General features: G+C 61.8%; 21 protein-coding genes. 8 read left to right on the top strand and 13 right to left on the bottom strand.

The genetic code is table 11. The annotated features are described in order from the left end of the window. Positions 1 to 112: 112 nt before the first annotated feature. The 3 genes from ACGHP5_RS12675 to ACGHP5_RS12665 all read right to left on the bottom strand — a co-directional run bounded on the left by ACGHP5_RS12675 (position 113) and on the right by ACGHP5_RS12665 (position 6,421). Positions 113 to 1,735 (bottom strand): CTP synthase, encoded by a 1,623-nt coding sequence (locus ACGHP5_RS12675; RefSeq protein WP_390567086.1) that lies wholly within the window; start codon positions 1,733 to 1,735, stop codon positions 113 to 115. Between the two features lie 148 nt (positions 1,736 to 1,883). After that, positions 1,884 to 4,184 carry a DUF349 domain-containing protein gene (locus tag ACGHP5_RS12670; RefSeq protein WP_390567084.1) on the bottom strand — a complete coding sequence of 767 codons (2,301 nt, stop codon included), beginning with the start codon at positions 4,182 to 4,184 and terminating at the stop codon, positions 1,884 to 1,886. Positions 4,185 to 4,408: 224 nt separating this feature from the next. Further along, positions 4,409 to 6,421, bottom strand: a complete 2,013-nt coding sequence (locus ACGHP5_RS12665) for a DEAD/DEAH box helicase (RefSeq protein WP_390567082.1) — start codon at positions 6,419 to 6,421, stop codon at positions 4,409 to 4,411. Between the two features lie 120 nt (positions 6,422 to 6,541). Here ACGHP5_RS12665 and ACGHP5_RS12660 point away from each other — a divergent pair, with 120 nt between their 5' ends. The 7 genes from ACGHP5_RS12660 to buk all read left to right on the top strand — a co-directional run bounded on the left by ACGHP5_RS12660 (position 6,542) and on the right by buk (position 13,851). Further along, entirely contained in the window at positions 6,542 to 7,216 is a 675-nt protein-coding gene (locus ACGHP5_RS12660; protein ID WP_290533612.1) for a response regulator transcription factor, read from the top strand. 46 nt (positions 7,217 to 7,262) lie between these two features. Then, positions 7,263 to 8,354 (top strand): glutamate 5-kinase, encoded by a 1,092-nt coding sequence (proB, locus tag ACGHP5_RS12655; RefSeq protein WP_290533613.1) that lies wholly within the window; start codon positions 7,263 to 7,265, stop codon positions 8,352 to 8,354. 3 nt (positions 8,355 to 8,357) lie between these two features. Beyond that, positions 8,358 to 9,608, top strand: coding sequence for a glutamate-5-semialdehyde dehydrogenase (locus tag ACGHP5_RS12650; RefSeq protein ID WP_337772581.1), 1,251 nt, complete (start codon positions 8,358 to 8,360; stop codon positions 9,606 to 9,608). 268 nt (positions 9,609 to 9,876) lie between these two features. After that, positions 9,877 to 10,251, top strand: a complete 375-nt coding sequence (gene crcB, locus ACGHP5_RS12645; protein ID WP_290533615.1) for a fluoride efflux transporter CrcB — start codon at positions 9,877 to 9,879, stop codon at positions 10,249 to 10,251. Positions 10,252 to 10,558: 307 nt separating this feature from the next. Further along, positions 10,559 to 11,761, top strand: coding sequence for an acetate/propionate family kinase (locus ACGHP5_RS12640; protein WP_290533616.1), 1,203 nt, complete (start codon positions 10,559 to 10,561; stop codon positions 11,759 to 11,761). A 64-nt stretch (positions 11,762 to 11,825) separates the two neighbouring features. Next, positions 11,826 to 12,734, top strand: a complete 909-nt coding sequence (locus ACGHP5_RS12635) for a phosphate acyltransferase (protein ID WP_290533617.1) — start codon at positions 11,826 to 11,828, stop codon at positions 12,732 to 12,734. Positions 12,735 to 12,783: 49 nt separating this feature from the next. Then, positions 12,784 to 13,851, top strand: a complete 1,068-nt coding sequence (gene buk, locus ACGHP5_RS12630; protein ID WP_290533618.1) for a butyrate kinase — start codon at positions 12,784 to 12,786, stop codon at positions 13,849 to 13,851. Positions 13,852 to 13,879: 28 nt separating this feature from the next. Here the strand turns inward: buk and ACGHP5_RS12625 are convergent, their stop codons facing one another. The 3 genes from ACGHP5_RS12625 to aroQ all read right to left on the bottom strand — a co-directional run bounded on the left by ACGHP5_RS12625 (position 13,880) and on the right by aroQ (position 17,354). Continuing rightward, positions 13,880 to 15,328 carry a lipopolysaccharide biosynthesis protein gene (locus ACGHP5_RS12625; protein ID WP_390567078.1) on the bottom strand — a complete coding sequence of 483 codons (1,449 nt, stop codon included), beginning with the start codon at positions 15,326 to 15,328 and terminating at the stop codon, positions 13,880 to 13,882. Between the two features lie 4 nt (positions 15,329 to 15,332). Next, positions 15,333 to 16,808: a pyruvate kinase gene (pyk, locus tag ACGHP5_RS12620; protein WP_290533620.1), complete on the bottom strand. Its 1,476-nt coding sequence runs from the start codon at positions 16,806 to 16,808 to the stop codon at positions 15,333 to 15,335. Between the two features lie 120 nt (positions 16,809 to 16,928). Next, positions 16,929 to 17,354 (bottom strand): type II 3-dehydroquinate dehydratase, encoded by a 426-nt coding sequence (gene aroQ / locus ACGHP5_RS12615; protein WP_290533621.1) that lies wholly within the window; start codon positions 17,352 to 17,354, stop codon positions 16,929 to 16,931. Positions 17,355 to 17,457: 103 nt separating this feature from the next. Between aroQ and thiL the strand changes: the two genes are divergently transcribed. Then, the gene (thiL, locus tag ACGHP5_RS12610) at positions 17,458 to 18,396 is read left to right on the top strand and encodes a thiamine-phosphate kinase (RefSeq protein ID WP_390567076.1); all 939 of its coding nucleotides are present in this window, start codon (positions 17,458 to 17,460) and stop codon (positions 18,394 to 18,396) included. A 113-nt stretch (positions 18,397 to 18,509) separates the two neighbouring features. Here the strand turns inward: thiL and ACGHP5_RS12605 are convergent, their stop codons facing one another. The 7 genes from ACGHP5_RS12605 to ACGHP5_RS12575 all read right to left on the bottom strand — a co-directional run bounded on the left by ACGHP5_RS12605 (position 18,510) and on the right by ACGHP5_RS12575 (position 25,735). Next, entirely contained in the window at positions 18,510 to 18,785 is a 276-nt protein-coding gene (locus tag ACGHP5_RS12605; protein ID WP_290533623.1) for a septum formation initiator family protein, read from the bottom strand. Further along, positions 18,786 to 19,421: a 7-carboxy-7-deazaguanine synthase QueE gene (locus ACGHP5_RS12600; RefSeq protein ID WP_295902258.1), complete on the bottom strand. Its 636-nt coding sequence runs from the start codon at positions 19,419 to 19,421 to the stop codon at positions 18,786 to 18,788. It abuts the gene before it with no gap. Next, a complete protein-coding gene (gene hpt, locus ACGHP5_RS12595) occupies positions 19,421 to 19,963 on the bottom strand; it encodes a hypoxanthine phosphoribosyltransferase (RefSeq protein WP_390567074.1) in 543 nt (180 codons plus the stop codon). The genes ACGHP5_RS12600 and hpt overlap by 1 nt, the downstream gene beginning before the upstream one ends. A 166-nt stretch (positions 19,964 to 20,129) precedes the next feature. Beyond that, positions 20,130 to 21,608, bottom strand: a complete 1,479-nt coding sequence (locus ACGHP5_RS12590) for an IPT/TIG domain-containing protein (protein ID WP_390567073.1) — start codon at positions 21,606 to 21,608, stop codon at positions 20,130 to 20,132. Positions 21,609 to 21,644: 36 nt separating this feature from the next. Further along, entirely contained in the window at positions 21,645 to 22,997 is a 1,353-nt protein-coding gene (locus tag ACGHP5_RS12585) for a TlpA disulfide reductase family protein (protein ID WP_295902251.1), read from the bottom strand. Positions 22,998 to 23,014: 17 nt separating this feature from the next. After that, positions 23,015 to 24,148, bottom strand: coding sequence for a redoxin family protein (locus tag ACGHP5_RS12580; protein ID WP_390567071.1), 1,134 nt, complete (start codon positions 24,146 to 24,148; stop codon positions 23,015 to 23,017). A 27-nt stretch (positions 24,149 to 24,175) separates the two neighbouring features. Beyond that, positions 24,176 to 25,735, bottom strand: a complete 1,560-nt coding sequence (locus ACGHP5_RS12575) for a PKD-like family lipoprotein (protein WP_290533629.1) — start codon at positions 25,733 to 25,735, stop codon at positions 24,176 to 24,178. Positions 25,736 to 25,743 lie beyond the last annotated feature (8 nt).

The raw sequence follows: 25,743 nt of genomic DNA, 5'->3' as shown, positions 1-25,743 counted from the left end.
TAAAACGGGGGGGGGTTGGGGGTGGGTCAAACTTGTAAACGACGCCGCAAGCGGCGAAGAACAATGGTCGGGTGCAGGAAATGGTACATCCTATTTTGGCTATGATTATTCCTTACTTCTTCTCCGCATACGCCAGCGCGGCCTTGACGAAGGCCACGAACAGCGGCGAGGGGCTTAACACGGTGCTCTTGTATTCGGGATGGTATTGCGTACCGACGAACCAGGGATGGTTCTCGATCTCGACAACCTCCACCAGGTTCGTGTCGGGATTCACACCCACGGCCTTCATGCCGGCCGCCTCGAACTGCTCCAGGTAGTCGTTGTTGAACTCGTAGCGGTGGCGGTGACGCTCCGAAATGTTGAGTTTGCCGTAGGCGGCAGCGACTTTCGAGCCTTTTTTCAGCGTGCAGGGATAGGCGCCCAGGCGCATCGTGCCGCCTTTGGCCGTAACGCCTTTCTGCTCCTCCATCAGGTCGATCACCGGATGCGACGTCGTCTGCTCCATCTCGCTCGAATTGGCGTCGGCCAGGCCCAGTGCGTGACGCGCGAACTCGATCACGGCGCACTGCATGCCCAGGCAGATGCCCAGGAACGGGATGTTGTTCTCGCGGGCGAAGCGCACGGCCTCGATCTTCCCCTCGATGCCGCGGTTGCCGAAGCCCGGGGCCACCAGAATGCCGGACATCTTGCCCAGCTGCGCGGCTGCGCTCTCGCGGGTGATCTTCTCCGAATTGACGTAGCGCAGCTTGACCTTGCAGTCGTTGACCGCCCCGGCATGGATGAACGATTCGCAGATCGACTTGTAGGCGTCGGGCAGCTCGGTGTACTTGCCGACCAGCGCGATCTCGATCTTCTTCGAGGGGTGTTTCACCTTCTCGACGAATGCGCTCCACGCGGCCATGTCCGGCTCTTTGTCGGCCGGGAGGTTCAGTTTGTCCAGCACGACCTCGTCCAGGTGCTGTTCGTGCATTTTCAGCGGCACTTCGTAGATCGTCGGCACGTCGATCGACTCCATCACGGCATTGGCGTCGACGTTGCAGAACAGCGCCACCTTGCGCTTGAGCGCCGTCGACAGCGGATGTTCGGCGCGCAGCACGAGGATGTCGGGCTGGAGACCGTTCTCCAGCAGGGCCTTCACGGAGTGCTGCGTGGGCTTGGTCTTCATCTCGCCCGAAGCGGCCATGTAGGGAATCAGCGTCAGGTGGACCAGCGCCGTATTGCGGTAACCCAGCGAGTAGCGCAGCTGGCGCACCGACTCGATGAACGGCTGCGACTCGATGTCGCCCACCGTGCCGCCGATCTCGGTGATGATCACGTCGTATTTCTTGGTCTGCGCCAGCATCTGAATGCGGCGCTTGATCTCGTCGGTGATGTGGGGAATGACCTGCACGGTCTTACCCAGGTACTCGCCCTTGCGTTCCTTCTCGATGACGCTTTTGTAGATGCGGCCCGTCGTGACGTTGTTGGACTTCGACGTGGGCTGGTTCGTGAAGCGCTCGTAGTGTCCCAGGTCGAGGTCCGTCTCGGCTCCGTCCTCGGTGACGTAGCACTCGCCGTGCTCGTAGGGATTGAGCGTTCCGGGATCGACGTTGATGTAGGGGTCGAGTTTCTGGATGGTCACCGAGTAACCGCGGGCTTGGAGCAGCCGTGCGATCGAGGCCGAAATAATACCCTTTCCGAGCGACGACGCAACACCGCCCGTTACGAATATGTACTTGGGTTTGGAAAGTTTCATTACTGTTTTATTTATAAATTCGTTGTAACACCGTTCAGCACCTTTTTCCGCAAGCCCCCGCCAAGGCGGGGGTTTGGGGGTGGGTCAAACCTGTATACACGGCGGAACGCCGTGGGCCGGCGTCCGGAGCAGCAGGGCGACCCGATCGTCAGGCATTGTTATTTTCCTCCTGATCCTGTCTGTCGATCAGCTTCACCTTCTCGATCGTCGAGGCCATCTCCTCGCGGGCGCGCTCGATCTTCGCACGCACGTCGGCCACCAGCGCCTCGGCGTTCTTCGACTTGGCGAAGAAGCCGATGTTGTTCTCCAGCAGTCCGATCTCCTGCTCCAGCTGGCGCACCTTGTTGTAGAGGCGTTCGCGTTCCGAGCGCAGACGGCGGTCGCCCGACGCCTTGAACGACGAAACCTTCTCGCGGAAGCGGCCCATCGAACGGTCGCGCTCCGAACCGCGCAGCGTGTTGAACAGTTCGTCCACCGCGGCCTTGTACTTTTTCTGGATGGCGTCCTTCTGCTTGATGGGCACGAAGCCGATCTCGCCCCAGCGGCGCTGGAACTCGCGGATCACCTCGTAGCCCCCGGCCTTCACATCGGCCTCGGCCATCTCGGCCAGCAGGGCGAGTTTCTTCTGTAAATTTTCCTCGTGCTCGCCGTCGACGCTCGCGAAGTGCGACGCCTTGCGCTCGAAGAACTTGTCGCAGGCGGCGCGGAAACGCTTCCAGATAGCGTCGGAATGGCGCCGCGAGACGGCCCCGATCTGCTTCCAGCGGGCTTGCAGAGCGATCAGTTCGTCGGTAGCCTTCTTCCACTCCTCGCTGTTCATCAGCGACTCGGCAGCCTCACAGATTTCGGTTTTCTGCTGGAGGTTGTGCTCCATTTCGGCCTTCATCCCGGCATAGAACTGCCGCTTGGCCTCGAAGAAACGGTCGCACGCCGTGCGGAAACGTTCGTAGATGCGGTTGTTATCTTTCTTCGGCGCGAAACCGATGGTCTTCCAGGTCTTCTGAATCTCCAGCAGACGGTCGCTCGCGCGGTTCCACTCCTTGCGGGTGGTGAGCGGCTGGGACGAAAGTTCCTCCGTGGCGACGCACAGCCCGGTCTTAAGCTCGAGGTTCTTCACCTGCTCGCCCTTCAGCGTCTCGAAATGCTCCTGATGCTGTTTGTTGATGCGGCTCGACGCGGCCTTGAAACGCTCCCAGAGCGTCTCCTTGTATTCGTTGGCGACAGGCCCCGTCTCGCGCCACTCGTCGTGGAGCTTTTGCAGTTTGTGGAACGCCTCGACGACGGAAGGCTCCAGCACCAGCGCCTCGGCCTGCTCGCAGAGGGCCAGCTTCTGCTCGTAGTTCTTCTTCAGGTCGAGGTCGCGCAGCTCCTTGTTGATCTTGATAAAGCTGTAAAAATTCTCGACATGCAGGTTATAGGTCTCCCACAAATCCTTGACATACTGCTGCGGCACGATGCCGGTATCCTTCCAGCGCTGCTGCAACTCGCGGAACTTGTTGAACGTATGGTTGAGCGTCTCGTCCGAATTGACCAGCTCCTTCAGCTCCTCGATGATCGCCTGCTTGATCTTGAGATTCGCCTCCTTCTCGGCTTCGAGATTGGCGATGAACGCGTCGCGGCGGTGGCGATACTCCTTGAACAGCTCCTTGAGCTGAATCTCGGCGCCGTCCACCGAAGGAGCGAAATCCTCCTCGGCGCCGCCCTCCTCGATGAACCGGCGGCGTGCAGCCTCGACCTCGGCGCGGCGGATGCGGTAGAAGGCGATCTTCAGCGCCTCCACATCCCGGCGGATCGACTGCACGGGCTGCTCTTCGAGCATCCGGGCGAACAGGGCCACCAACTCCTCCTTGCCTTTCCCGGCGAACTTGTCCTCCTCGGGCGTCTGCGCGGCAAGTTCCTCCGCGGCCTCCTCCTCGGGCGTCGCGCCCTCGATCTCCAGCCCGGCGTTCTGCGCCGCGAGCGCAGCCTCCTCATCGGCAAAGTCCACCCGCACCTCCCGGGGCGCTTCCTCCTCCGATTCCGCAGCCGCCGGCTCGGCGGCAGGCTTGATCCGCACACGTTTGGCGCGCGGCGCAACCTCCTCCCCGGAAATTTCCTCCGCGGCAAGCTCCTCGACAGGCGCTTCGGCGGCGGGCTGCTCCGTATCGGCGGACGCTTCGGCTTCGGCGGCGGGCGCTTCGACAGCCCCGGCAGGAGTTTCCGCAACCCCGGCAGGCGCTTCGGCGGCGGGTTCTTCCGTCACGACGGGCTCCACGGGCATTTCCGCGGGTGTTTGCGCAACCTCCGCAGCGGCTTCTTCCGCAGCGGCGGGCTTCTCCGCGGCCGGCTCGGCGGCGGGCATTTCGGGTTCAGGGACTCGGGCAGTCACGGCAGGATTCGCTTGCGCATCTTCAGCCGCAGGGCTGACTTGCTCCTCGGGAGCAGGAAGTGTCGGTTTTTCAGTAGCCATTTCAGTACACGTTTTTGGTTCCCGCATGTGCGGGAGCATATAAATCTCGCAAATATAACCATTTTATGCGGAACGCCGAAAAGATTTCGTCAAAACATGCAACAACGCCGCCCTCCGGAAGCACGAAATCGCGGCATCCCGGCACGACGGCGCGGTTTTCCGGTCTGTCCCGGCCCCTGGAGCCGCGTTTGCAGCCCCCTGAAGCCGCACTCGTCCCCCTCGGATCAGCGCTTGCGGCCCTTTGCGGCAATGCGTTTGGGCGCTGCCTGACGGCCCGTGGTGACGGGGCGGCCGCTGCGGCGTACGCTCCTGGTCCCGCCGCCGCGCCTGGGCTTCTCCCATGCCGCGGCATCGTCGTAACGCTGGAAAGCCTCCCAGTCGAACCCGTCGTTGCCGCCTGCCGGAGGCGCGCTCCAGTCGTTTTCCGCCTTTTTCCGGCTCCGCGTCGCGGGCTGCTCTCCGGCATCGCCGGGAGCGGCTTCGGCGGTTTTCCTGCGCGACCGCTTTTCGGGGCGGAACTCCTCCGCGCCTTCCGGCTGCCCGGCCGTCTTCCGGCTCCGCCTCTCGGGACGGAACGCTCCGGCGGATTCGTTCCCGGACCCGCCCTCGCCGCCGTTACGCTCCTCGGCAGCCGGACGGCACCGCTTTCCGCCGCCGTTCTCCGCGTCGGAACCGTCGATCTTGGCGATGCGGCGACGGCCTCCCGAGGCGTTGAGCTGCCCCACGACCGCCTCGGCGTCGCTGAACGGCACGCTCACCAGCGAATAGTTCTCGAAAACGCGCACGTCGTCGATATTCTTGTCCCGCAATCCGCATTTACGCTTGAGCATGTCCACGATCCTGCGGGCCGTGTAGCCGTCGCGGCCCCCGAGGGCCAGGAACAGCCGCGCCTTGCCCTTGCGGTCGACCGAGAACGAACGGATTTCGGGGTAATTGCTCTGGTCCAGTTCGCTGCGGAAGGCCAGCCGCAGCAAGGCCCCCAGCGCCACGTCGGGCGCATAGGCTTCGAGCAGTTCGGCCGCGATATCGGCGTAATCGCCGTAGCTCTCATTGGCCACGATCTCCTGCAGGTCGTCCTTGATCTTGGCGCGCTTCATCGCCACGATGTCCTGCGGCGAAGGCAGCGTCTCGCGCTTGATGTCGGCCTTGATGTCGCGCATCATCCAGTTGAAACGGCGCAGTTCGGCGCCCGAAATGAAAGTGATGGCCGTGCCCTGATTGCCGGCGCGGCCCGTACGGCCGATGCGGTGGACGTAGCTCTCCGAATCCTGCGGCAGCGAGTAGTTGATCACGTGCGAGAGGTTCGACACGTCGATACCCCGCGCGGCCACGTCGGTCGCCACCAGGATGTTGACCGCCCTGTCGCGGAACTTGCGGAGAATCTTCTCGCGCTGGGCCTGCGACACGTCGCCGTGCAGCCCCTCGGCCGAATAGCCCTGTGCCACCAGGCGCGTCGCCACTTCGTCCACGCCGATCTTCGTGCGGCAGAAGACGATGCCGTAAAAGTCCGGTTCGATGTCGATGATGCGCGTCATGGCGTCGAACTTGTCGGCCTCGCGCACCTCGAAATAGATCTGGTTCGTCAGGTCGGTCATCAGGTGCTGCGACTCCACGCGCAGGACCTCCGTATCGCGCATGTAGGCCTCCGACAGGCGGATGATCCGCTCGGGCATCGTGGCCGAAAAGAGCAGCACGCGGCGGTCTTCGCCCGTGTGGCTCATGATCTCCTCGACATCCTCGACGAAGCCCATGTTAAGCATCTCGTCGGCTTCGTCCAGAACCAGGAAACGGACCTTGTCCAATTTGAGCGTCCCGCGGCGGATGTGGTCCAGCACGCGCCCCGGCGTGCCGACGACGATGTCGACGCCCCGCGACAGACGGCGCAGCTGCTCGCTCATCGCGGCCCCTCCGTAGATGGCCGTGATCGAGAGCCGCCGCTCGCGGTTGTAGCTCAAAAGTTCCTCGGCGGCCTGCACGGCCAGTTCGCGCGTCGGGACGAGGATGATGGACTGCACGCCCTCTTTCGAAGGCTCGATCTGCTGGAGTATCGGCAGCCCGAAAGCCGCCGTTTTGCCCGTGCCGGTCTGGGATTGCGCGATGATGTCGTTCTCTCCCGAGAGCAGGCGGGGAATCGTAAGTCGTTGGATGGAGGTGGGGGTTTCGAACCCTTTTGCATGGACGGCCGCGAGCATCTCCTCGCTCAAGCCTAAAGTGCTGAAATCAGCTTCGTTGATCATATATGAATAGTTGAAAGGTCAAAGGTACGACAATTTATTGAATATTTACCGGAAAATCATTATCTTCGCAAAAATTACGCACGCACGGCCCCGCGGGCCGCCTGACCGAAAACCGACACCATGAGCCACCGTATCCTGCTGGTCGACGACGAGGTCGACATCCTCGAATTCGTCCGTTACAACCTCGTACGCGAGGGTTACGAAGTCTTCACGGCCGAAAACGGCTCCGAGGCGCTGAAAGTGGCCGCCGAATGCCGTCCGCACCTGATCCTGCTGGACATGATGATGCCGGTGATGGACGGAGCGCAGACCTGCCGCGCGATCCGCCGGAACCCCGTGCTGAAGGATACGATGGTGGTTTTCCTCTCGGCGCTGGGCGAGGAGGGACAGCAGCTGGCAGGGTTCGGCGTGGGGGCCGACGACTACCTGACCAAACCGATCAAGATGAAGCTGCTGGTGAGCCGCGTGCAGGCGATCCTCAAGCGCATCGACGCCGACAAAGCCCCCGAGAAGGCCCCGGCCCCGGGACTCACGGTCGACCGCGAGCGTTACACGGTGATCCGCGACGGGCAGGAGATCACCCTCCCGCGCAAGGAGTTCGCGCTGCTGGACCTGCTCTACTCGTCGCCCGGGAAGCTGATTCCCCGCGAGGAGATCTACGCCAAGATATGGGGCACGGAGGTCGTCGTGGGCGACCGCACGATCGACGTGCACATCCGCAAGCTGCGCCAGAAGATCGGCGACGAGCGCATCGTGACCGTGAAAGGCGTGGGCTACAAATACGACCCCGCCTGAAAAGAGAATCGGGCATGAAGACAGATTGGGTCAGTTAGGAAAACATATGGAACATTCCCGGAAATACCGCCGCATCGTCGTCAAGATCGGCAGCAATGTGCTCACCCGCGAGGACGGGCGGCCCGACACCACGCGCATCTCGGCGCTCGTGGACCAGCTGGCGCGCCTGCACCGGGCCGGCACGGAGTTCATCCTCGTTTCGTCGGGCGCCGTGGCCTCGGGCCGCAGCCTGCTCGAAACCCGCGTCGGACGCATCGACACCGTCTCGGCCCGCCAGCTCTTCTCGGCCGTCGGGCAGGTGAAACTGCTGAACCGCTACTACGACCTCTTCAACGAATACGGCATAGCCTGCGGACAGGTGCTCACCACCAAGGAGAGCCTTTCCACGCGGCGGCAGTACCTCAACCAGCGCAACTGCATGGAGGCGATGCTCTCGGCGGGTGTCGTCCCGATCGTCAACGAGAACGACACGATTTCGGTCACGGAGCTGATGTTCACCGACAACGACGAACTTTCGGGCCTCGTGGCGGCGATGATGGGAGCCGAGGCGCTCATCATTTTAAGCAATATCGACGGCATCTACGACGGCTCCCCTTCGGACCCTGCGTCGCAGGTCATCCGCCGCGTCGCCCCGGGGCGCGACCTTTCGCAGTACATCGACACGGCGCGCTCTTCGCGCGGCCGCGGGGGCATGACGACCAAGAGCCGCATCTCGTCGCGCGTGGCGGGCGAGGGCATCGAGGTCGTGATCGCCAACGGCCGCCGCGACAATATCCTGACGGATCTGGTCCTCACGGACCGCGATGTCGTGTGCACGCGTTTCGAGGCGGCCCCCCGCCCGGCTTCAGGGGTCAAGAAGTGGATCGCCAGCAGCGAAGGCTTCGCCAAGGGCGCCCTGCACCTCGACGCCGGGGCCGCCGCGGCCGTCTCGCAGAGCAAGGCCGCAAGCATCCTCGCCGTGGGCGTCACGGCCGTCGAAGGGGATTTCGAGCGCGACGACATCGTGCGCATCCTCTCACCCGAAGGCGTCCAGCTGGGCGTGGGCCGCATCTCGTGCGACAGTGCGACGGCGCGCCGCAACCTCGGCCGCAAAGGACTCAAACCGCTGATTCACTGCGATTACCTATATCTGGAATAAAAAATGGAATACGATACGATCTTCGCCGCCGCCCGGCGTGCGGGAAACGAACTGGCCCTTGCCGACGCCGGGCGATTGGGCCGCACCGTCGCGAAAGCCGCCGCCCTGCTGCGGGAAAACACCGAAAAAGTGCTTGCGGCCAATGCCCTCGACCTGGAGGCGATGGATGCCGATTCGCCCATGCGCGACCGCCTGCGGCTGACGGCGGAACGCATCGCCTCGATCGCCGCCGACATGGAGTCTGTCGCCGGACTGCCCTCGCCGCAGGGCGAGACGATCGCCCAGTGGACCCGTCCCAACGGCATGACCCTCCGCAAGGTCCGCGTGCCGTTCGGCGTGGTGGGCATGATCTGCGAGGCGCGCCCCAACGTCACGGCCGATATTTTCTCTTTGTGCCTCAAGACGGGCAACGCCTGCGTGCTGAAGGGCGGCAGCGACGCCCGCCGCTCCAACGAAGCCATCGCCGCCCTGCTCCGTGAGGCGCTCCGCAGCGAGGGCATCGACCCGGCGGCCTTCACCCTGCTGCCCGCGGGCCACGAGGCCGCCGGAGCGCTGCTGAACGCCGTGGGTTACGTCGACGTTGTGATCCCGCGCGGCGGAGCGGGGCTGATCCGCTTCGTGCGCGAAAACGCCCGCATCCCGGTCATCGAAACCGGGGCAGGCATCGTCCACACCTACTTCGACCTCGACGGCGACCTGACAAAAGGCCGCGCCGTGGTCTGCAACGCCAAGACGCGGCGCGTCAGCGTCTGCAACGCCCTCGACTGCCTGATCGTCCACCGCGGACGCCTCCGGGACCTCGCGGAACTGTGCGACCCGATGGCCGCCGAACGGGTCACGATCTACGCCGACGCAGAGGCGTATGCCGCGCTCGAAGGCCGCTACCCCGCATGCCTGCTCCGCCCCGCCGCGGAAGAGCACTTCGGGACCGAATTCCTCGACTACAAGCTGGCCGTGCGGACCGTCGGCTCCCTTGACGAAGCCCTCGCGCATATCGCCCGCTACTCCTCGCGCCACAGCGAAGCCATCGTCACCGAGAACGCCGAAACGGCCCGGGAGTTCACCCGGCGGGTCGATGCGGCATGCGTCTACGTCAACGTCTCGACGGCCTTCACCGACGGCGGCCAGTTCGGCTTCGGCGCCGAGGTCGGCATCTCGACCCAGAAACTCCATGCCCGCGGCCCGATGGGGCTGCCCGAGCTCACGACCTACAAATACGTGATTTCAGGCAGCGGGCAGGTCAGAGAGCCATGACTGCCCCGCTGCCGCACGCCGTTTCCGCGGCATTCACCGCGTTCCCGAATCGTCCCCGCGAAGGCGCATCGGAGTTGCCGTACGCCGCTGCGTTCCCCGACGCCCCTTCCGGCAGGAGAAACGCCGTATGCACCGGCCGGCCGGTGCAAAAGCGCCCCAGGCGTCATATGTAACAAATTTTCCACTCATTTCGGCAAAAAATTGAACGATTCGTAATCATTTTTTGCTTAAATTTGCACATCCGTAAAATAATACATATATTTAAATTATGATTCGTGAACTTTTGGCCGTGGGCCTGGGAGGCGCCGCGGGAAGCATCGTCCGTTATGCGCTTTCCGTCTGGCTGCTCGGAGGGCACACGCTGCTGGGTTTTCCGGCCGGAACGTTCACGGTCAACGCCGCGGGATCGCTGTTGATCGGCATGTTGCTGGAGACCACGAATTCGGCTGCGGCAGGATGGTTGCTCATCGCAGGATTCTGCGGAGGCTTCACCACCTTCTCGACCTTTTCGGCCGACGCCGTGCGGCTGCTCCGTACCGGGGACTATGGTTCCGCAGCGGTTTATATCGCCTTGAGCGTCGTGGTCTGCATCGCCTTCGCGGCGCTGGGCATGTGGATAGCCGGCTTAAGAAGCCGGTTTTAGGGGCGACGGCAGGCAGGAACGGTTCCGACCCGGTATTGCGCTTCCGCCCGCAGACCGGCTGTAATTCCGGCAGACACCCCGGACGAAACCCCGGTCGCGCCGCGACAAGCCCCTCCCGAGGGCCGTTTAAGAAACGGCTTTTAGGAATGGGAGCGCAGAACAGGGTCAGAGCGCAGTAACTTTGTATCGCGCCGAAATCCCGGCTTTTAGCCGGGTGGGGTCAGACTTGCAAACGACGCCGAAGGCGGCGACAACGCCAGCCGAAAGCGAGAAATGATATAAAGACATATAACTTATAATAGCACTTATGGTAATTTTGGTATTGAACTGCGGCTCCTCGTCGATCAAGTATCAGGTGATCGACATGGAGGACGCGTCGAGCAAACTGCTCGCAAAAGGCATCGTGGAACGTATCGGCCTCCCGGAAGGCGACCTGACCCATAAACCCGTCGGCAAGGAGCCGTTCGAGCTTCACCGGCCGATTCCCGACCACACGACCGGCATCAAGCTCGTGCTCGACGCCCTCACCGACCCCGTCCACGGCGTGATCGCGTCGCTCGAGGAGGTGAAGGCCGTCGGCCACCGCGTAGCCCACGGCGGCGAGTTCTTCCCCGAGAGCTGCATCGTCACCGAGGACGCGAAGGCGAAGATCCGCTCGCTGTTCGAGATCGCCCCGCTGCACAACCCCGCCAACCTCGAAGGCGTGCTGTCGATCGAGAAGGTCCTGCCGGGCGTGAAGCAGGTCACGGTGTTCGACACCTCGTTCCACCAGTCGATCCCGGCGGTGAATTACATGTACGCCCTACCCCACGCCTATTACGAGAAATACCGCGTGCGCAAGTACGGCTTCCACGGCACCAGCCACAAGTACGTGGCCAAGGCGGGCGCCGAACTGGCCGGACTTGATTTCCACAACTCGCGGATCATCACCTGCCACATCGGCAACGGCGGCTCGGTGACGGCCATCCTCAACGGCAAGTCCTACGACACCTCGATGGGTTTCTCGCCGCTCGACGGCCTGGTGATGGGCACGCGCTGCGGCCAGGTGGACGCCAGCGCCATCACGTTCATCGGCGAAAAGGAGGGCATGAGCTATGCCGAGCTGAACGACATGATGAACAAGAAATCGGGCGTACAAGGCCTCACGGACATTTCGAGCGACATGCGCGACATCGACCGCGCCTACGACGAAGGCAATCCCCGCGCAATTCTGGCGCGCGATATGTACTACGGGCGCATCAAGAAGTTCATCGGCGAATATGCCGCCGAGATGGGCGGCGTCGACATGATCATCTTCACGGGCGGCGTGGGCGAGAATTCGTGCGAAATGCGCGAGGCGGTCTGCACCGGGCTGGAGTTCATGGGCGTGAAATTCGACCCTGCCGCCAACAAGGGCGCACGCGGGGTTAACAAGATCCTCTCGGCTCCGGACTCGAAGGTCAAGGTAGCCACCATCGCCACCAACGAGGAGCTGGTGATCGCCACGGACACGTACAACCTGGTGAAATAGCATCCGCTTCGGGCAATACAGACATCACTACATACAAATTTCAGTTCTTAAACGTAACAGCATTATGATTCAGCATCTTACCGAAATCGTCGAGGAGGCGAGGAAACGGGGTAAAAAACGTCTTGTCGTAGCTTACGGACAGGATTCGCATACGCTGGAAGCGGTCTACGAAGCCTATAAGGAGGGTCTCGTGGAGCCTACGCTCTTCGGCGACAAGGAGGTTATCAAGCAGGTCTGCCAGGAGAACGACATCGACGTCAAGGCGTTCAACATCGTCGACGAGCCGAACGACGTGAAGTGCGTCCAGCAGGCCGTCGCATCGGTTGTTTCGGGCAACGCCGACGTTCTGATGAAAGGCCTGGTCTCGACCGACAAATACATGCGCGGCATCCTCAACAAGGAGGCCGGACTGTTCCCCCCGAAGGGTGTCCTGAGCCACGTTTCGATCGTCGAAATGCCCTGCTACCACAAACTGCTGATCATCTCGGACGTGGCGGTCATTCCGCTCCCGGACTTCAAGCAGAAGATGGTGCAGATCGGCTACCTGGCCCGCACGGCCAACCTGCTGGGCATCACGACGCCGAAAATCGCCTGCATCGCCCCCTCGGAGCAGCTGCTCCCCAACGTGATCTCCTCGACCGAAGGCGCGCTGCTGGCCAAGATGGCCGACCGCGGCCAGCTGGGCAACGTCGTCGTCGACGGTCCGCTGTCGCTGGACGTGGCGCTCTACAAGGAGGTCGCCGAGCACAAGAAGGTCAAGGGCTCGTCGGTGGCCGGCGATCCGGACTGCCTGCTGTTCCCCAACCTCGAATCGGCCAACGTCTTCTTCAAGTCGGTCACGCACCTCTGCGGCGGCGAACTGGCAGCGATGGTCATGGGCACGAAGGTTCCGTGCGTACTCACCTCGCGCGGCGACACGAGCAAGACCAAGCTCTTCTCGATAGCGCTGGCCTGCCTGGCAGTAAAAAAATAAAACTCCGGTCATCCGGACCCCTAACCCAACACGAACGAACCGAGAACCTATGGGCTACAAAATTTTAGCAATAAATCCCGGCTCAACGTCTACAAAGGTCGCCCTCTACGACGAGGAGCGGCCTTTGTTGGAATTGAACCTCCGTCACTCCACCGAGGAGATCTCCCGCTTCGCCGGCGTGAACGACCAGCTGGACTGGCGCCGCGGCCTGATCCTCTCGGCGCTCCGCGAACAGGCGTTCGACATCAAGGACCTCTCGGTCGTCATCGGCCGGGGCGGACTGATACGCCCCATCCCCGCAGGCGTCTACGAGGTCAATTCGCGCATGCGCTACGATCTGCGGAACGCGCAGATGAAGCACGCCTGCAACCTCGGGGGACTGCTGGCCGCGCAGATCGCCCACATGGCGGGCGTCAAGGCCTACATCGCCGACCCGCCGGTTGTCGACGAGATGGACGACGTGGCGCGCATATCGGGCATGCCGATGTGCCCGCGCAAGCCGGTCTTCCACGCCCTGAACCAGAAAGCCACGGCGCGTCTCCATTGCGAACGGATGGGCTGGGTGTACGAGGAATCGAATCTGATCGTGGCCCACATGGGCGGCGGCATTTCGGTCGCCGCACACAAGCAGGGACGCATCGTCGACGTCAACAACGCGCTCGACGGCGACGGTCCTTTCGCCCCGGACCGCGCGGGAAGCATCCCTTCGAGCGAACTGATCAAGATCTGCTTCTCGGGGCAATACACGAAGGAGGAACTGCTGAAATTCATTTCGAGCAAGGGCGGACTGGTGGCCTATCTGGGCACCAACTCCGTGATTCAGGTCATGGAACGCATCGCCGAGGGCGACCAGCGGGCCAGGAAGGTTCTCGATGCCATGTGCTACAACGTCGTGAAGCAGATCGGGGCCATGGCTGCGGCGCTCTCGGGCAGCGTCCAGGCCATCGTCCTCACGGGCGGCATCGCCTACAACGAGCCTGTCGTGGAGTACATCCGCGAACGCTGCTCGTTCATCGCACCCGTCACGGTCTACCCCGGCGAGAACGAACTCGAAGCACTGGTCACCAACGCGCTGGTGGTGCTCCGGGGCGTCATCACCCCGAAGGTCTACAAATAACGGGAGAAGGCGAAAAAAGACAGGTTGCCTATCTCCGGGCAACCTGTTTTTTGATAATGACCGTCACTTCGCGGAAGGCCTCCAGCCGGAACAGCGCCGAGAGCACGAGGTAGCTGACCACGCCCGTCGCCAGTTCGGCCACGAGGCGCAATATATCGCTTCCGGGAAGTATCGAAGCCGAGAGCCGCACAAGGACATACATCGTCCCCGACACCAGCGCCACGGGCAGCAGCGTGCGAACGAAACGCCACAGCGTCAGCGTGGTGAAGCGCGTCGTCGCCAGGAAGTTGACCGCCATTTCGCAGAACGCGATGGCCACCAGTCCCCAGACCACGGCCATCACGCTGTGCGGGATCGTCACGGCGAAAATCGCCGTCATGATGATCTTCTTCACTACTTCGAGGCGCACGATCAGCGGACCGTTACACTTGGCCTTCAGCACGTTGTAGGCAGTCAGAGCGATCGGCGAGAACAAGCCTGCCAGACATACCGCCTCGAAATAGGGAACCGTCGGCATCCACTCCTCGCCCAGCAGCACAGCGAACATGTCGTGCGCCACGGCCGACATCCCCAGCATGATCGGAAACATCACGTAAGCGACGACCATCACCACCTGCCGGTAACCCTCGGCGAACTTCGGAGCGTCGTCGCGGATCTTCGCCAGCGCCGGAAACGTGACGTTCTGCACGGCCTGAATACCCGTCGCGGCGGGCATGTCCTTGAGTTTCACCGCCTGGTCGAACGATCCGAGCACCGCGGGCGAATAGAGTTTCCCGAGGAAAAACTGGGGTATCTTGTTATAGAAATTCGAGATCAGGTCCGTCACCATCAGACTGCACCCGAACGGCGCCATCTCGCGCAGGGGTTTCAGCCCGCACTTGCCGCAGGGCCTCCAGTCGCTCAACCACCACAGCAGCGCAGTCCGCACGCCGACCGCGATCACACGCTCCGTCACGAGACTCCAGATGCCCCATCCGGCCAGCGCCAGCGCGATGGCCGCAAGCCCGCCGGCAAGCGACGAAAGGAAGGTCACCTTCGAGAGCAGCGCGAAACGGAACTGCCGGATGAAAATCGTATTCTGCACGGCGCACAGGGCGTTGAGCGGCAGCAGCAGGAAGAAAACTGGAGCGATCCGCGCGATTTCGGGCATACCGTACCAGCGCGCCGCGAAGGGCGCCGCCGCCACCAGCAGCGCATAAAGTAACGCCGAAACGGCGATATTGAAGAGGAAAACCGACTTGTAATCGCTTTGCGAAGGCCCTTTGTGGCGGACCAGGCTCTGCGAGAACCCGCTGTCGACGATCACCAGCAGCACCGTCACGACAGCCGACGGAATGGACATGAAGCCCAGTATGTCGCGCGTCAGCAGGCGCAGGATGACCAGCCGCACGGCCATTGCGAGGAGCATCGAGCCGATCTTCTCGGCCATGCTCCACGCCACGCCCTGCGCGACTTTCTCTTTGAGTTCGCCGCCCAAAAAACTAACAGTTATGCTGCGCCACGATCTCCTCGTTACGCTTGCGGATGTTCTGCACGTTGGCGATCTCGACGTACGACGCACCGCCGTCGGGACCGAAACTGCCGCCCACAATGGCCATCAGGTCCCCGTCGTCGAGTTTGCGGTACTGGTCGAGAAACTCCAGCGCATCGACCAGGAAATGGTATTTGTCGGCGAGTTCCTGGTTCCGGAGAATCGGCACGACGCCGTACGACAGGGCCAGGATGCGCTGCGCATGCAGCTGGTAGCAGACGGCCATCACGGTCTTGCGGCCGCGGAACGCCGCCAGGTAACGGCCCGTGCGGCCCGTCTTGGTGTCGAGCACCACGTATTTGATCGGCAGGTTGGTCGAAGCGCGCACGGCCGAACGGGCCAGCTGTGCGGTGATCTCGTGGTTCACCGAGACCATGTCCATGTCGATCATCGGCTTGAAATGCGTCTCGTCGCGTTCGATCTCGCGGGCGATGCGGGCCATCGTCTCCACCGACTGCACGGGAAAATCGCCCATGGCGGTCTCGTCGCTCAGCATCACGGCATCCACGCGCTCGTAAATGGCGCTGGCCACGTCGCTCACCTCGGCGCGCGTCGGGCGCGGCGACTTGACCATCGAATAGAGCATCTGCGTGGCGATGATCACGGGACGCTTGGCGCAGATACACTTCTCGACGATACGCCGCTGCGTGTTGGGAATCACCTCGGCGGGAAGTTCCACACCCAGGTCGCCGCGGGCGACCATGATGCCGTACGAAGCCTCGATGATCTCGTCGATGTTGTCCAGTCCCTCCTGGTTCTCGATCTTCGAGATGATCTTGATATTGCTGCCGTGGGCGTCGAGAATATCCTGCACGGCACGGATGTCGCGCGCCGAGCGCACGAACGAATGCGCGATGAAATCGACGTCGTTCTTCACGGCCCATTCGATGAAGCGGCGGTCCTTCTCGGTCACCGACGGCAGGTCGATCGACACGCCCGGCACGTTGACGCTCTTGCGCGAACGCATGGCGCCTCCCACGACGAACTCGCAGTCCAGCTCCGTATCGTTCTTGCCCACGACGCGGATTTCCAGCTCGCCGTCGGCAATCAGCATCCGCGCCCCAACGGGAATGTCGCTCACGATCGACGGCACGTTCATGTAGACCACCTTGCGGGTCGTGAGGTCCGAGCCGTCCGAACCGCGCACGGCCACCCGGTCTCCCGGGCGGAAATTGATGCTGTTACCGTATTCGTCGGCGATGGTCGTGACGCGGATTTCGGGTCCTTTGGTATCTATCATGATCGGAATGGCCGGGTTCACCCGGTGCACCGTCTCGACGATATGCGTGGCTCCGTCCTCGGTGACGTGCGCCGAATTGACGCGCACAACGTCCATACCCGCGTCGAAAAGCTGTTTTACGAACTCTTCGGTGCAGCGGAAATCCGACATCGTGGCGACAATCTTGGTTTTTTTCATGCGATACATAGAGAGAAATATTTTTTAATTTTTGAGGAGCGGGTGCGGCGCATCGTGAAGTCCGTCACGGATGGGACATACAAAAGGCATTTCCCATTCGGGACGGACAAGGAATGTGCCGCAGATGCCCTATAAAATCGAAAGCAGCAGGGCTTCTATCCCGAGCCGGTAGGAGTTCAGCCCGAATCCCATGATCGAGCCTTTGGCCACGGGCGCCAGCAGCGAGGTGTGGCGGAACTCCTCGCGTGCGAGGATCGAGGAGATGTGCACCTCGACGACGGGAACCGACACGGCCGATACGGCGTCGCGCAGCGCCACCGAAGTATGCGTATACCCGCCGGCATTGAGCACCACGCCGTCGTAAACGCCGTCGGCCTGCTGCACGGCGTCGATCAGCTCGCCTTCGATGTTCGACTGGAAATAGCCGAACTCCACCGACGGATAGCTCGCTTTCAACGCTTCGAAATACGACTCGAAAGTCTGCGATCCGTAAACCCCGGTGTCGCGCCGCCCCTGGAGATTGAGGTTCGGTCCGTTGAGAATCAATATCTTCATCATTTCATACATTAACCTAACGCCCCAAGCGGGCGATTCCCGGACAAAGATAATCAAATTCACCGAAAAAATCGGTAACTTTGCGCCATAACACAACTCTTCCATGACCGAATTCGGATTCATCGACAGCATAAAAGACCTTTTCGCCCCGCTTCCCGACAACGGGTTCGAGGGTATCGGCGACGACTGTGCCGTACTGCCCGTCGGCCGAGGCGAATCGCTGGTCTTCACCGCGGACCTGCTGACCGAGGGTGTCCATTTCCTGCGTGCCGCCACCACGGCCCGGGAACTGGGGCGAAAATCCCTCGCCGTAAACCTGAGCGACGTGGCCGCAATGGGTGCCCGCCCCGTGGCGACGCTGCTCTCGATCGCCCTTCCGGCCGATGCTGCCGATGCGTGGGCCGCGGAGTTCATGCTCGGCTACCGGGAACTGTCCGAAGAGTTCGGCGTGACGCTCGCCGGAGGCGACACGACCCGCTCGCTGTCGGGCCTGACGATCAACGTCACGGCCATCGGCCGCGCGGCCGACGCGCACCTCAAGCGACGCAGCGACGCACGCCCCGGGGACGTGATTTTCGCCGCCGGACAGCTCGGGGCCTCGGGCGCTGGCCTGCGGGACATCCTCGCAGGCCGCTGCGACACCCCCGCGGCGGCCGTACACCGCAACCCGCAGCCGCAGGTCGCCGAAGGCATCTGGCTCGGCAGCCGTCCCGAGGTGCGCGCCATGATGGACCTTTCGGACGGACTGGCCTCCGACCTGCGGCATATCCTCGACCGCTCGGGCGTCGGCGCCGAAGTCGCCGTCGAGCGGATTCCCGCGGCCCCGGGCGCCGATGTCCGCATGGCCGCCTGCGCAGGCGAGGACTACAAACTCCTGCTCACCGCCGCGCCGGAGGCCGCCGAACGCCTCGCCGCGGATTTCCGCATCCGCTTCGGCACGCCGCTCCACCCCATCGGCCGCATCACCCCCGAACCGGGCCTCGTGTGGCTCCGCGACGGAAAACCCGAGCCGCTGGACTGGCACGGGTTCGAGCACTATTAATATGAATCGGGGAGAGGCTGTATAACCCCTCCCCGATTCATATTACGCCATCCTTCGGATATCGGACTTCATATCGACAATTCCTCCGAATCTCCCTTTGAAAAGGGAAAAACCTATTCCCTGATAATGTACACGTGTTCGTCGCGCCCCTGCATGTGGTAATTCTCCCGGGCGTACTCTTCGAGGTAGTCGTCGTATTTCAGCCGTTCGAGCAGGGTGCTGTCCTGTGCGATCTTCCCGGCGTAATAGGCTTGCTCGCGTGTCAGGGCGTTGATCTGCCGCTTGATCTTCACGGCGTGCAGGGCGTTGCGCCCCACGACGAACACCGTGAAGACGACGATGACCGCCGTTGCGACGATCCAGAACCTGCGGCCGAACTGAATTTTCATTTACGGAATATGCATGTATTTGTGCGTCTGAATGGAGATATTCCACCGCGGATGCGCCTTGGCGTACTCGACCATCGCGGGCATCACCTTTTCGGCGACGCTCCACTCGGGCTGGAGAAACAGCAGGCACTTCCCGCCCACACGGGCGGCATTTTGCTCGGCCCATTCGAAATCGGCCTCCGACTCGACGATCACTTTCAGTTCGTCGGCCCGTTCGAACGCCTCGTCCAGGGGCGGCTGCCGGCGCTTGGGCGACAGACACACCCAGTCGAAGACACCGCTGAAAGGGTGCGAACCCGATGTTTCCAGGAAAATCTGCAACCCCCTCTCGCGCAGCGTCTGCGTGAGCACGCCCAGCGGATAGAGCAGCGGCTCGCCTCCCGTGATGACGATGGCCTGCGCCGGGCACGACGTCGCACGGTCGATCACGGTCTGCACATCGGTCGGCGGATAGAGTTTCGGGTTCCACGTATACTTGGCGTCGCACCAGCGGCAGCCCACGTCGCACCCGCCGAGACGGATGAAATAGGCGGGTTTCCCGGCGTGGAATCCCTCGCCCTGAATGGTGTAGAAATCCTCGACCAGCGGCAGCAGGCGTCCGCCGTCGAGCAATGCGGGATCGGTCGCGGCCGCCATCACTCCGTCACTACGTAAATATCCTTGAGACTGCGGCCCAGCTGGTCGTAGTCCAGCCCGTAACCCACGATGAACTCGTTGCCGATCTCCATGGCGCGGTACTTGATCGGCAGCGTCTTGCGGTACGACCCGGGTTTGAAAAAAAGCGTGCAGACCTCGACCGACGCCGGGTTGCGGGCCTCCAGTTCCTTGATCATGTGCTCGATCGACTCGCCCGTGTCCACGATGTCCTCGACGATGATCACGTGACGACCCTCGATCGAATTGTTCAGGCCGATCAGGCTCTTCACGCAGCCCGTGGAGCAGATCCCGTCGTACGACGCCAGCTTGACGAACGAAAGTTCGTTCTGGAATTCGATCTTCTTGATCAGGTCCGACATGAACATGAACGAACCGTTGAGAATGCCCAGGAACAACGGGGTCTCCTTGCCGGCATAGTCGGCATTGATTCGCTGCGCCACGGCATCCACGGCCCTGTCGATCTGCTCGGCGGGGATCATGATTCTGAACTTCTTGTCGTGAAGTTGTATGGTATTCTCCATTTCGTTACGGGATTTTTTGGATTATACTTGCAAAAGTAACTATTTGCGCGCAACAAACGAAGCCTTCGGGCAAAATAAATTGCAGAACACGCAAACTCCGCACGGCGGCGAAAAAAGCCGCCCGGGCTATCCGGGCGGCTCGTAAAACGAAATCGGCACTTTTCGCCTATTCCGCGTAGGTAAATTCGAATACCGTTTCAGAGGTAATCTTGACTCCTATACCCATCATATCGAAACCTTCTCCACCCCACTTGGCAGCGGTCACGTAACCCTCGCCGTCCTGGATGCAGGTAACCGCCTTGGCGGGATCCTCCTCCGACATGGCGTCGATCAACGTCGAAGTGGGCAGGTTGAGCGAAACCTTTCCGTCATAACCCAGGAAACAAGCCAGAGCATGGTCGTCATCCAGCTGGGAGGTAACGCCCACAATGGCTTTCGCCACATCGACGCCGAAGATGTTGTTCTTCTTGCCGGCATCGCCGTATTCGAACATCCCGTCCGCCGTATAGTTTCCGTTTTCAAAACTGAACGAGGCGTAATCGGCGCCATTGCTCTGATAAACGACACCGGTGCACTGTCCGTTAACGGCATCATAGGCCCAGGTGAAATCACCTGGTCTCGAAACGACTTCTCCGCCGACGGTCCGCATGAAGTCGACGTTGCTGCTCTCCACTCTTCCGTCGTTCAGCACCCAGGAGAATGCCCGGATACCGGTTTCGCCCTCTTCGTACATTTTGTTCCGGGCCGAAACCTTGTCTCCGTCGAAGGAGAACGTGTACCAGTCGGCGGCATCTGCGCCCTCGCCCTGCTGAACGGCGGTCACCCGATTGTCACTGCCATATTTGAACGCCAACTGCGAGACGACGTTCGTCCCTTCGCTGAACAGCATATTGAAATAGGCATCCGCTGTCGCCTGGTCGCCTCCAACCATCTCCAGCAGCATGGCCTTCACAGCCTCTACGCCGCCGTCCACGGTGGAGAAATCGCAGGTCTGCGACATCGCATAGCTGATGCCCTTCAGCCGCTTGTACACCGCAGCGGGAATGTTCTCGCCCAGCGTCCAGTCGATATTGTTGTGCTTGAGGATCACGTTGTACGTGCCTGCCGCAACGCCGTCGGGAATGGTGCAGCTGATACCCGTCGAGGAGGGCGCAGCCGTCAGTTCCGTACGGGTCTTGGCGGCATCGGCGGTCTCCAGGAAGATGCGCGAAGCCGAGGTGAATCCGTTACCGGCGATCTCCAGCGGCTTGTTCAGCTTGATCGCAGCGGGCAGCACGACACTCGACACCGGGTTCTGCGCAGTCTCCAGGCGCACCTGTCCCAGTTCCCAACTGCCGTTCTGCTTCACGACGACGGTGTACACGCCGGCCGTGAGGGTCGACGGAACCGTACATTCGATCCCCGCAGCCGTCACGGTCTGGTCTTCGGCAGCGGTCTCCGTGCCCGAAGCATTGCGCAGGAAGAGCTGCGCCGAAGCCTCGAATCCCTTGCCCGTCACCGTATAAAAACCACCGATCTCGGCCGTGGAGGGAACCGTATATTCCGTAATCGGACAGGACGGCTTCTGGTCGTCATCTCCGTCCGAGCAGGCTGTGAATGCACCCGCCGTGCATCCGATCAGCAACATAAGCCATAATTTTTTCATAATGCTTTTTGTTTTAAAAAGTTAAAAAATAGGTATCTATATTCCTTCCAGTTCGTTCAGCAGCCGTTCGGTGTCCTCGGACGAAGGCCGGAGCATGTCGGCGTTCACGATCTTCCCCTCCTTGTCGAGCAGGATGAAATGCGGAATGCCTTCGATGTCGTAGTCGCGCTGAAACTGGCTGCCGGAGCCCAGCAGCAGCTGCACGCCCGCCAGCTGGCCCGATTCGGCCATCTTCTCCCAGGCGGCCTTGTCCTTGTCGACCGAAAGCCCCAGGAACGTGATGTTCCTGCCCTCGAACTTCTTCACCAGTTCGCGGAAATAGGGCAGTTCGGCCTTGCAGGGGGCGCACCACGTCGCCCACATGTCGATATAGAGGTATTTGCCCCTGAAGTCGGCGAGCGAGTAGCTCTTGCCCGTGAGGTCCGTCGCCGTGAAATCGGGCGAAGGACGCCCTATCGCCGTCAGGTTGTGGCTTTCGAGTTCCTCCTTGTATTCGCGCAGCATCTGCGGGTCGGTGATGTAGGTATTCGCGATGTTCTGCAACTCCGCCGTATTGCGCACGCCGTTGCTCTGCATGTACTCGATCGCCAGCAGCCGCAGCATGGTTTGCTTCACCTTCTCATTGGTGAAATTGTCGGCGACATAGCGCATCGTCGCCACCGTACGGGCATAGGGACCGTCGAATTTGCTACCTTGTCCTTCGAGCACCATCGGGATCGCAAAATGGATGTAATCGCGGTAAGCGTCCACGTCGGCCAACTCCTCGCGCTCCACGACCATCTTCCCGACGGCATCGTAAACCTCCTTGCCGGGGACGTAGTCGGGATCGCCCATCATCCGGTAGCCCATCGTGTACAACAGCATCGGCTGTGCGTAGAGGTAGCGGAGGCGCGCCTCTTCGACCTTCGCGAAATCGGGACACGTCTGCTCCAGCTTGCGGGCCTTCATCAGATGCACGGCATCGTCCGCCAGGCGGTTGATTTCGGCGCAAAACTTCTCCCAGGGCAGGTCATAGGCGTTGAATGCGGACGGGGTCGTGGATTGCAGGTACTCGTTGGCCTCGACGTTCCGGCCTTCGACCCGGATGCCGTCCTTGAACTTGCGGCCGTCGAAGCGCAGCGTCACCTCCTCGCCCCTGCCGATGAAGATCAACTGCGCGGCCTGTCCGTAAATCACGCGCGGATAGATGTTCTCCAGCCCGGTAATCACCAGCCGGCCCTTTCCGTGCTTGTCCAGCGGAATGATGAAGGACGTCGAGCGGTCGATCAGCAGCCCCACGTTGGAGACGGTCATGTTCTCCACCTCGACATTCACCACGATGTCGTTCGGGTTTTTCGATGTGCAGGCGCAGAGAGCCGCTCCCAGCACGAACAATAGAATCTTTCTCATGTATTTGTTTCGGTTAATTATTTTCCGTAAATTTCCTCCAGCACGCCGTCCAGCCACCCGCCGCGGGCGTTGAGCCGGCAGATGCGGCCTTCGCCGTCGACGAGGATCGAGGTCGGCACGGCCGTGGTTTCATACGCCGAGAAACTCGTGCGGCCCGTGTCGAGCAGCTGGGGCCACGGCATTTTCTCCTCGTCAAGCGCCCGTTTCCAGTTCGCGGCGTCGCTGTCTATCGACACGTAAAGCACGTCGAAGCCCTTCCGGTGGTATTTTTCGTAGGCCCTCCGGACGAACGGAATCTCGCCCCGGCAAGGCATGCACCACGAAGCCCAGATTTCGACCAGCGTGTAATGCCCCGGACGGATGAAATCCGACACCCGGCGCACGATGCCCTCTGCATCCGGCAGTTCGAGGTCGGGCAGCGGCTGGCCTTCCACGATCCGCTTGCCCTGAATGCCGGCCTCCGTGTACCGCCCGGCCGCGGACTCGCGGAGCTGCGGGGTGAGCGCGCCGAGCAGCGACTCCATCTGCGCCTTATCCAGCCGCGACTGGCGGTCGCAAAGTTCCTGCACGATGGCGAGGCTGACCGCCGAAGCGGGGTGCTCCCGCACATAAGCGATCTTGAAATCCCGGATGCGGCCGGCCTTTTCATCGACCCGGCGGGCCAGTTCGACGCCCTTTTTCCCATCTTCCCGGTAGTAAAAAGCGGCTATGTATTCATCGAACGCGCGTTCGCGTTCCTTCGCCAGCGGTTCGAGGGCCGCACGGTAAGCCTGCCACTCGGTCTGGGTGGCACCGCCCGTGAGGGTGAAGACGGGATCGCCTTTCGCAGCGTCGCACACGGCGTTCACGGCCGTGCTGTCCAGAAACACCGGGAAAGTCACCGTCAGGTTGCGGTCCGTCCGGTCTTGGGGATCGAGGTAGACGGCCACCCGGCAGTTGCGGGGCGCGTCCAGCACGCCCTGCAAACGGAATTTCCCGTTCGCCACCGTCGTGCTGTCGATGGCCTCGGCCTGCCCGGTATCGGTCGTGAACAGCACCACGGGCTTGCCCTCCCAGGCTTCGGGAACCTCCCCGGTAAGGGTGTACCCTCCGTGCGGGGCGCACCCCGTCGCGAGAAACGCCGCCAGAGCGGCATAGATCCAGTTTTTCATAATCAGTTCTGTTTATCCTTATTTCTGTTATTTCAGCATTTCCCGGTAAGTCACGTCGACGATCCGTCCCAGTCCGGAGTGGACCTCGGGCGCCACACCCCGGAAGTTGCCGTCGGAGTTGAAGCCCTCGTAAATCCGCAGTGTGCCCGTGTCGTCCTTCACGCTGCCCACCACCAGGTCGTACGTGCGGGCGAGGTTGGCGCTCTGCCGGTAGATATTGAATTTCAGGCAGGTGATGGTCTCGCCGACGAGCGTGAACTGTGCCGTCGCCGTCAGGGGCTTTTCCGAGAGGTCCACGCGGTAGACCGTCCCGCCCACGGCGTAATACATGTAGTTTTTCAGCGAGCTGAATGCGAAATGCTCCGCCCGCGCGATGTTCGTGCACCCCGACAGGTCGCCGTAATAGGCCTTGCTCAAGGCCTGCGTGCAGTCCCCGACGGTGACAACGCTCCACAGTTCGCCCAGCTGCGTTCCGTAAAGACAATACCGGTCCCCGTCCCTCAACACGGTGTAGATAACGCCCATATTGGTGCTGTTCGGGTCGTATTTCGTATTTTCCATCCAGACGAAATCCAGCCCTTGGGGGAATTCGTCGAAGGCGTCGCCGGTGACTCTTCCGCCGTTGTCCATCTCTCCGAGCAGCTTCACCAGGTCGTTCATCTCCTGCAACGGGGCGTATCCGCCCACGTCGGGCGACCGCAGATTGGGCGCATAGCCGACGAACCGCTTCGTGTCGAGATCGTACATCATCATCGCGAAAACCGCGATGTTCTGCGTCACGATGTTGCATCCGATCACCGGCGCGGCGTTCAGCGGCGCGTCGCCGATCGGTCCGAACAGGCCGACCGACACCAGGCATTCGGCGAAATAGGTTTTCGAACCGCTCACCATCATCTTGGACGCCGTGACGTCGTTGATCACCCACGGACGCGGATCGTCCGAATTGCCCATCTCGTAGACCAGCCGGTACTCTTCCTTCCACTCGAAGCCGTTGCGGCCCAGGCGCGTGGCGCCGTCATCGGTCAGCAGGTAGTAGGGCGAATCGGCATCGGCGAACCGCGACCACTGGATGCGCCGCGGACCCTTCATTTGGGGCATGCCGTTGTTCTTGAGCAGGTCGGTGTAGGTCTCTCCCGTCACCGTGGAGACCATGTCGAGGCGCGCCCGGTCGTCCGCACCGTCGGCGCACAGCACCATCCAGCCCTCGGAAGTGGCCTCGCTCACCTGTAATTCGCAGCTCTGCTGCCAGTAGACGCCGCTGGCATTCTCCGTCACTTTGAAAAACAGCGTATAGGCGCCCGCGGGAAGCGCCACCTCGTAATCCAGGTTGCGCGACGTGCCGATCACCGTCACCGTCTCATCGGCGCTCCGGGCGAGCGTCCGCCACTCGAACGAATAGCGGTCGTCCGGGAAATCGTTGCCGCCCAGGCCGGGCGTCAGTTGCAGCCGGGCATGGGTCAGCACCGAGATATTCGCCTCGATGCCCGTGATGTCGGGTTCCGTGAGGTCGCGGTAGTCGTAATTGCCCAGATCGTTGGCACACGCCGCCAACAGAAACAGGACCGGTATGCAGAAAAATCGTTTCATCGTCATAG

The organism is Alistipes sp. i18-0019-D1, assembly GCF_042852885.1.
Classification (GTDB): domain Bacteria; phylum Bacteroidota; class Bacteroidia; order Bacteroidales; family Rikenellaceae; genus Alistipes.
This window is presented reverse-complemented; position numbering and strand designations above follow the sequence as displayed.

Excerpts from the sequence above, each read along its gene's own strand:
- ACGHP5_RS12675 (WP_390567086.1), bottom strand. The coding sequence starts at position 1,735 with ATGAAACTTTCCAAACCCAAGTACATATTCGTAACGGGCGGTGTTGCG.
- ACGHP5_RS12670 (WP_390567084.1), bottom strand. The coding sequence starts at position 4,184 with ATGGCTACTGAAAAACCGACACTTCCTGCTCCCGAGGAGCAAGTCAGC.
- ACGHP5_RS12665 (WP_390567082.1), bottom strand. The coding sequence starts at position 6,421 with ATGATCAACGAAGCTGATTTCAGCACTTTAGGCTTGAGCGAGGAGATG.
- ACGHP5_RS12660 (WP_290533612.1), top strand. The coding sequence starts at position 6,542 with ATGAGCCACCGTATCCTGCTGGTCGACGACGAGGTCGACATCCTCGAA.
- proB (WP_290533613.1), top strand. The coding sequence starts at position 7,263 with ATGGAACATTCCCGGAAATACCGCCGCATCGTCGTCAAGATCGGCAGC.
- ACGHP5_RS12650 (WP_337772581.1), top strand. The coding sequence starts at position 8,358 with ATGGAATACGATACGATCTTCGCCGCCGCCCGGCGTGCGGGAAACGAA.
- crcB (WP_290533615.1), top strand. The coding sequence starts at position 9,877 with ATGATTCGTGAACTTTTGGCCGTGGGCCTGGGAGGCGCCGCGGGAAGC.
- ACGHP5_RS12640 (WP_290533616.1), top strand. The coding sequence starts at position 10,559 with ATGGTAATTTTGGTATTGAACTGCGGCTCCTCGTCGATCAAGTATCAG.
- ACGHP5_RS12635 (WP_290533617.1), top strand. The coding sequence starts at position 11,826 with ATGATTCAGCATCTTACCGAAATCGTCGAGGAGGCGAGGAAACGGGGT.
- buk (WP_290533618.1), top strand. The coding sequence starts at position 12,784 with ATGGGCTACAAAATTTTAGCAATAAATCCCGGCTCAACGTCTACAAAG.
- pyk (WP_290533620.1), bottom strand. The coding sequence starts at position 16,808 with ATGTATCGCATGAAAAAAACCAAGATTGTCGCCACGATGTCGGATTTC.
- aroQ (WP_290533621.1), bottom strand. The coding sequence starts at position 17,354 with ATGAAGATATTGATTCTCAACGGACCGAACCTCAATCTCCAGGGGCGG.
- thiL (WP_390567076.1), top strand. The coding sequence starts at position 17,458 with ATGACCGAATTCGGATTCATCGACAGCATAAAAGACCTTTTCGCCCCG.
- ACGHP5_RS12605 (WP_290533623.1), bottom strand. The coding sequence starts at position 18,785 with ATGAAAATTCAGTTCGGCCGCAGGTTCTGGATCGTCGCAACGGCGGTC.
- ACGHP5_RS12600 (WP_295902258.1), bottom strand. The coding sequence starts at position 19,421 with ATGGCGGCCGCGACCGATCCCGCATTGCTCGACGGCGGACGCCTGCTG.
- hpt (WP_390567074.1), bottom strand. The coding sequence starts at position 19,963 with ATGGAGAATACCATACAACTTCACGACAAGAAGTTCAGAATCATGATC.
- ACGHP5_RS12590 (WP_390567073.1), bottom strand. The coding sequence starts at position 21,608 with ATGAAAAAATTATGGCTTATGTTGCTGATCGGATGCACGGCGGGTGCA.
- ACGHP5_RS12585 (WP_295902251.1), bottom strand. The coding sequence starts at position 22,997 with ATGAGAAAGATTCTATTGTTCGTGCTGGGAGCGGCTCTCTGCGCCTGC.
- ACGHP5_RS12580 (WP_390567071.1), bottom strand. The coding sequence starts at position 24,148 with ATGAAAAACTGGATCTATGCCGCTCTGGCGGCGTTTCTCGCGACGGGG.
- ACGHP5_RS12575 (WP_290533629.1), bottom strand. The coding sequence starts at position 25,735 with ATGAAACGATTTTTCTGCATACCGGTCCTGTTTCTGTTGGCGGCGTGT.